Genomic DNA, 6,438 nt, shown 5'->3' on the forward strand with positions numbered 1-6,438 from the left:
AATATTTTTGCTTATAAGAACATTTTATAAGAAAATCAAAATAATTTCATTAATATTTTAACAAAATATTCCTCTATATGTATTCTAAATTTTTATCCTATAAATTTTCCTTATATGTTGTATAAAAAATTAGACTTAGACAAAACTCATTTTTCGCCGTAATCTATAGTTAGAAAGAGGAAAACCTAAAGCATTAGGAATAAAAATAATTAAAATACTTAAAAACAAGCTTGTATTATAAGTAATTTATTATAGTGTTCTTCAATTTTTTTATTCAGAAAATTTTAAATAATCATTCAAGGAGGAACTATTAAACATGAAAGATGTAGTAATTGTATCAGCAGTAAGAACACCTATAGGAAACTTTGGTGGTGTATTTAAAAATACTTCTGCTGTTCAACTTGGAGTTGTGGCTGTTAAGGAAGCTATATCACGTATAAAACTTGATTTATCTGAAATAGATGAAGTGATAATTGGAAATGTTCTACAAGCAGGGCTTGGACAAAATGTTGCTAGACAAATTGCCATAAACTCAGATATACCAAGTTCTGTACCAAGTTACACAGTAAATAAATTATGTGGTTCAGGACTTAAAAGTATTCAACTAGCAGCTCAATCAATCATAGCTGGTGAAAATGATGTAGTAATTGCAGGTGGTACTGAAAATATGAGTCAATCACCTTACATTATTCCTACTGCTCGCTTTGGTAGTAAAATGGGCAATGTTACTATGGTAGATAGTATGCTAACAGATGGTCTTATAGATGCTTTCAATCAATACCATATGGGAATCACTGCCGAAAATGTTGCTGACAAATTTGGAATTACAAGAGAGATGCAAGATAAAATAGCACTAGAAAGCCAAAATAAAGCTGAAGAAGCTATAAAAAACAATCGTTTCAAAGATGAAATGGTTCCAGTAGAAGTTACAATAAATCGTAAAGAAATTAAAACTATTGATACAGATGAATATCCTAAATTAGGCATGACATCTGAAATACTAGCCAAACTTAAACCTGCATTTAAAAAAGAAGGTACTGTAACAGCTGGAAATGCATCAGGAATCAATGATGGCGCAGCAATGTTGATACTAATGAGTCAACAAAAAGCAGATGAACTTGGGCTTAAGCCACTTGCTACAATAAAATCATATGCATCATCTGGCGTAGAACCTGAAATCATGGGAACTGGCCCTATTCCTGCAACTAAAAAAGCACTAGAAAAAGCAGGTCTTAATATTAACGATATAGACTTAGTAGAAGCAAATGAAGCATTTGCAGCACAAGCACTTGCAGTTAAAAATGAACTTCAAATAGATTCGTCTAAGTTAAATGTAAATGGTGGTGCAATAGCACTAGGACATCCAATAGGAGCAAGTGGCGCTAGAGTACTTGTAACCCTAATTTATGAAATGCAAAAACGTAAAGTAGAAACTGGCCTTGCAACACTTTGTATTGGTGGTGGTCAAGGAATAGCAATGATAGTTTCACGATAGGAGGAAATATGAATAAAATAGTTAGCATTGATGAGGCTCTATCTTATATCAAAGATGGAGATACAGTAATGATTGGTGGATTCATGGCCAATGGTTCTCCAGAAAATTTAATTGATTATTTATGTGATAAAGGTATAAAAGATTTAACATTAGTTTGTAATGATACTGGTTTTATTGACAAAGGTGTTGGAAAGATGGTTGTTAATAAACAGTTTAAAAAGATAATTGCATCTCACATAGGATTAAACAAGGAAACAGGAAGACAGATGAATGATAATGAAACATGTGTCGAATTAGTTCCTCAAGGAACTCTTGCTGAACAAATTCGTGCAGCTGGTTATGGCTTAGGTGGAATACTAACACCAACTGGTATTGGTACTCTTGTTGAAGAAGGAAAGCAAAAGATTGTTGTCGATGGTAAAGAATATCTTCTTGAAAAACCAATTCATGCTGATATCGCTCTTTTATTTGCTTCAAAGGTAGATAAAGCAGGTAACTTAGTTTACAAAGGTTCTATGAATAACTTTAATAATTTAATGGCTTCAGCTGCTAATATTACAATAGTTGAAGCAGGTGAAATTGTTGAAATAGGCAATATCGACCCCAATGAAATTACTACACCAGGTATTTTTGTGAATTACATCGTTGAAGGAGGTAATTTATAATGGATAAATTAGAAATGCAAGAATACATTGCAAACAGGGTCTCTAAAGAATTAAAGGATGGAGCTGTTGTAAATCTTGGTATAGGCTTACCAACCAAAGTAGCAAATTATATTCCAGATGAGGTAAACGTTATTTTGCAATCTGAAAATGGATTTCTAGGTCTAGGCCCAGCTGAAAATGGAAATTTAAGTGATGAAACTATTGTAAATGCTGGTGGCCAGCCAGTTACTATTCTTCCTGGAGGTTGTTTTTTCGATAGTGCCACTTCTTTTGGAATCATCAGAGGAGGTCATGTAGATGTAACTGTTCTTGGAGCACTCCAAGTTGACAAATATGGTAACATAGCAAATTATATGATTCCAGGTAAAATGGTTCCAGGTATGGGTGGAGCTATGGATTTAGTGACTGGAGCAAAAAAAGTCATTGTAGCAATGGAACACACTTCAAAAGGTTCAGCAAAAATATTAAATAACTGTACTCTCCCACTTACTGCAACTAATGCTGTAGATTTAATTGTGACTGAGATGGGAGTTATAGAAGTAACAACAGATGGGCTTCTACTTATAGAAATAAATCCTATCTTCACATTAGACGAAGTTCTTTCTGCTACTGAAGCACCTTTAATATTATCAGATTCATTAAATAAAGAGACATCAATTATTTAAAATAAATCAAAATTACATCAGAAAATAAATTTAAAAGATGCAAAATATTAATACAAAAAATTAATATAAAAATAAAATTAAATTGGAGGAAATAAAAATGGTTAAAGACAAAGTTGTATTCGTAACAGGAGCTGCAAGTGGAATAGGCAAACAAATAGCTGAATCATTCTTGAAGAATGGCTCTAAGGTAGTCTTCTCTGATATAAATCAAGAAGCACTAGATAATGTTACATCAGAATTACAAAAAGAAGGTTATGATTGTGCAAATGTAAAGTGTGATGTAACTAAAGAAGAAGAAATTAACCATGCGATAGATAATACTCTAGAAAAATACGGAAGATTAGACATACTAATAAATAATGCTGGTCTTCAACATGTTGCTATGATAGAAGATTTCCCAACTGATAAATTTGAATTTATGATAAAAATAATGTTAACAGCACCTTTTATAGCTACTAAAAAAGTATTCCCTATAATGAAAAAACAAGGATTTGGTCGTATAATAAACATGGCTTCAATCAATGGTGTAATTGGATTTGCTGGTAAAGCTGCTTACAATTCAGCTAAGCATGGACTTATAGGACTAACAAAAGTTGCTGCACTTGAAGCTGCTGACTCAGGTATAACAGTTAATGCTATATGCCCAGGATATGTAGATACTCCACTTGTTAGAGGTCAATTTAATGACCTATCAAAAACTCGTAATGTACCATTAGAAAGTGTATTAGAAGAAGTTCTATATCCACTTGTACCTCAAAAACGTCTACTAGATGTTCAAGAAATTGCTGATTATGCAATGTTTTTAGCTAGTGATAAGGCCAAAGGAATTACAGGACAAGCTTGCCTACTAGATGGAGGATATACTGCACAGTAGTTATTACATATTTAGGACTTGAGGAATTTATTCTTCAGGTCCTTCTACTAAGGAGGGATATTTATGAGTATTATCGCACCAATTGGTATAATTATTGGTATTATAGCTATTATATATTTTTCAGTTAAAGAAATTCATATAACTATAGCTGCTCCAATAGCAACTTTAATAGTTGTTCTCTTAAATAAAATGGATGTTGTGACATCAATGCTAGGTGCTGACAAAAATAATTATATGGGAGCACTTGGAAACTATATAATGAGCTATTTTGCAATATTTTTGCTAGGTTCTATACTTGCCAAGTTTATGGAAGAAAGTGGAGCTACTGTATCTATAGCTGATTTTATTTTAAATAAATTTGGCTCTAACCACCCTTACAGAGTTTTAGTTGCTATATTTATAGTGAGTTTTATACTAACATATGGTGGAATAAGTTTATTTGTAGTTATGTTTGCAGTTATTCCACTTGCAAGAACTCTATTTAAAAAACTTGATATTTCTTGGAATCTTATTCAGATACCTCTTTGGCTTGGAATTGCAACAATTACTATGACTATGATTCCTGGTACACCAGCTATTCAAAATGTTATTCCTATTCAGTACCTAAACACATCTCTTACAGCAGCAGCTATACCAAGTATTGCAGGAAGTATAGGTTGTGCTGTATTTGGTCTGGTATACATGAAATATACTTTAAACAAAAGTCTTAGAAAAGGAGAAACTTATGCAACTTACACTTCAGATATAGAAGAAGAGTCTTTAGATAGAGAATTACCAGGATTTTTTTCAAGTATCTTTCCTCTATTATCACTTGTAGTCATAGCAATATCTGGAAGTACTTTTGGTTCAGAATTTATGAAAAAAAATGTAATTTACATAGCCTTAATAGTTGCAATTATTTTATCTGCTTTTCTATTCCGTAAATTTTTATCATCAAAAATACAAACATTGAGTATTGGTGCTAGTGGTTCTATAGGACCTATTTTTGCAACATCTTCTGCTGTTGCATTTGGAGCTGTAATAATGGCTGCACCAGGCTTTGATATATTCAGTAAACTTATCATGTCAATACCAGGAAGTCCACTTATAAGCCTTACTGTTTTAACTTCAACAATGTCAGCAATAACAGGCTCCTCTTCGGGTGCTTTGGGAATAGTAATGCCAAACTTTGCAGATTATTATCTAAGTACTGGCATGAACCCAGAGTTAATCCATCGTGTTGCTACAATTGCTTCAAACATATTAACAATCGTACCTCAAAGTGGTGTTTTTCTTACCTTCTTGAGTTTATCTAAATTAACACATAAAACTGGTTTTAAAGAGACTTTTGTTGTGGTTGCAGTTGGTTCATTAATAGCAGAAATCATTGTAATTACATTAGGATTACTAATGTATTAAACCAAATTAAATTACTATTTATTATATAAAAAGTCATCTATTTATGATAGATGGCTTTTTTATTTTCAAGAACTTAATTAAAGATACTTTTTTTACTTATTTTCAAAGTATATATTAAATAAATATCACTAACTATAAAAAAAATTTACCGCAAGCAGAATTTTACATCATAGAATTATTGTAAAAACACTATTTCTTCTAAAGCAGCTATGCCATACTATGCAGATTAATGATGAAAATTATCAAACATCATAAAATATACCTATTTATTCCAGGTATATTTTATTTACATATCTTTACAGTAAAAAAACACTTGATTCTATGTTAGTATAAATGCACGGGTACCCCCTACACTAAAGGTTACAATTTAGTAACATTTTTAGAATTTTTAGATTGAGAGGTGTTTATAATGAGAAAAAATATACCAACAAAATTAAAAACTATACTAGCTTTAGGAGTGTTAACCTTAGCAACAGCTTCCAGTGCTGTTACTGCAAGTGCTTCGTCACTTGAAAACAATATGAATATAAGTAATAAAAATTTAGTATATACTAATGCTAAATTTAAGTTTTCAGCAAAACCAAATTGTTCTGTAAAACCAGAACTTAAACCTGACAAGGATAATTCTTGTAAAGATAAGAATCATAATGACAAGAATTGTAATATTACTAACAGACCTAACGACAACAATAATTCAGACTCTACTAATAAACCTGAGGATAATAATAACTCAGACTCTAGTAAGCCTGAAGATAGTAATAAACCAGAAGATAATAAACCTGAGGACAACAACAATTCAGGCTCTACTAATAAGCCTGAAGATAATAACAATTCAGGCTCTACAACTGGAAATTTTTCAGCTTACCAAAAAGAAGTCGTTGATTTAGTAAACGTAGAGAGATCTAAAGCTGGATTAAATCCACTTACTCTTGATGCTGATGTATCAAATGTAGCTACGAAGAAATCTCAAGATATGATTGACAACAACTACTTTGCACATAATTCTCCAACTTATGGTTCTCCATTTGATATGTTGAAAAAGTTTGGGATAAGCTATAAAACAGCTGGTGAAAATATAGCAATGGGACAAAAAACACCAAAAGAAGTTGTAAATGCTTGGATGAATTCTGAAGGTCATAGAAAAAATATATTAAATCCAAATTACAGTAAAATAGGTGTTGGAGTAGCACAAAAAAGTGGTGGTTCAATTTACTGGACACAAATCTTTGTAGGATAAAATACTCTTTTTCCATATATACAAAAAGAGTATCTCAAGATGATTTTTAAAAATCATAAATGGGATACTCTTTTGTATCTATACTATATCATAGTATTTTATCT

At 31.5% G+C, this 6,438-nt stretch carries 6 protein-coding genes; all 6 read left to right on the forward strand.

The features are described 5' to 3' along the window. Positions 1 to 316: 316 nt before the first annotated feature. The 6 genes from KGF52_RS19850 to KGF52_RS19875 all read left to right on the forward strand — a co-directional run bounded on the left by KGF52_RS19850 (position 317) and on the right by KGF52_RS19875 (position 6,334). Positions 317 to 1,495 carry an acetyl-CoA C-acetyltransferase gene (locus KGF52_RS19850; RefSeq protein WP_227841370.1) on the forward strand — a complete coding sequence of 393 codons (1,179 nt, stop codon included), beginning with the start codon at positions 317 to 319 and terminating at the stop codon, positions 1,493 to 1,495. An 8-nt stretch (positions 1,496 to 1,503) separates the two neighbouring features. Continuing rightward, entirely contained in the window at positions 1,504 to 2,160 is a 657-nt protein-coding gene (locus tag KGF52_RS19855; protein WP_227841371.1) for a CoA transferase subunit A, read from the forward strand. Next, positions 2,160 to 2,825 carry a 3-oxoacid CoA-transferase subunit B gene (locus tag KGF52_RS19860; RefSeq protein WP_227829196.1) on the forward strand — a complete coding sequence of 222 codons (666 nt, stop codon included), beginning with the start codon at positions 2,160 to 2,162 and terminating at the stop codon, positions 2,823 to 2,825. Before KGF52_RS19855 ends, KGF52_RS19860 begins: the two co-directional genes overlap by 1 nt. Before the next feature lie 97 nt (positions 2,826 to 2,922). Beyond that, positions 2,923 to 3,699: a 3-hydroxybutyrate dehydrogenase gene (locus KGF52_RS19865; protein WP_227829197.1), complete on the forward strand. Its 777-nt coding sequence runs from the start codon at positions 2,923 to 2,925 to the stop codon at positions 3,697 to 3,699. Positions 3,700 to 3,762: 63 nt separating this feature from the next. Next, positions 3,763 to 5,097 (forward strand): GntP family permease, encoded by a 1,335-nt coding sequence (locus KGF52_RS19870; protein ID WP_227841372.1) that lies wholly within the window; start codon positions 3,763 to 3,765, stop codon positions 5,095 to 5,097. 409 nt (positions 5,098 to 5,506) lie between these two features. Beyond that, on the forward strand, positions 5,507 to 6,334 hold the full coding sequence (locus tag KGF52_RS19875) for a CAP domain-containing protein (RefSeq protein ID WP_227841373.1): 828 nt from the start codon (positions 5,507 to 5,509) through the stop codon (positions 6,332 to 6,334). Positions 6,335 to 6,438 lie beyond the last annotated feature (104 nt).

Origin of the sequence: Clostridioides sp. ZZV15-6597, assembly GCF_020657815.1 — a bacterium.
In the GTDB taxonomy this organism is placed as follows: domain Bacteria; phylum Bacillota; class Clostridia; order Peptostreptococcales; family Peptostreptococcaceae; genus Clostridioides.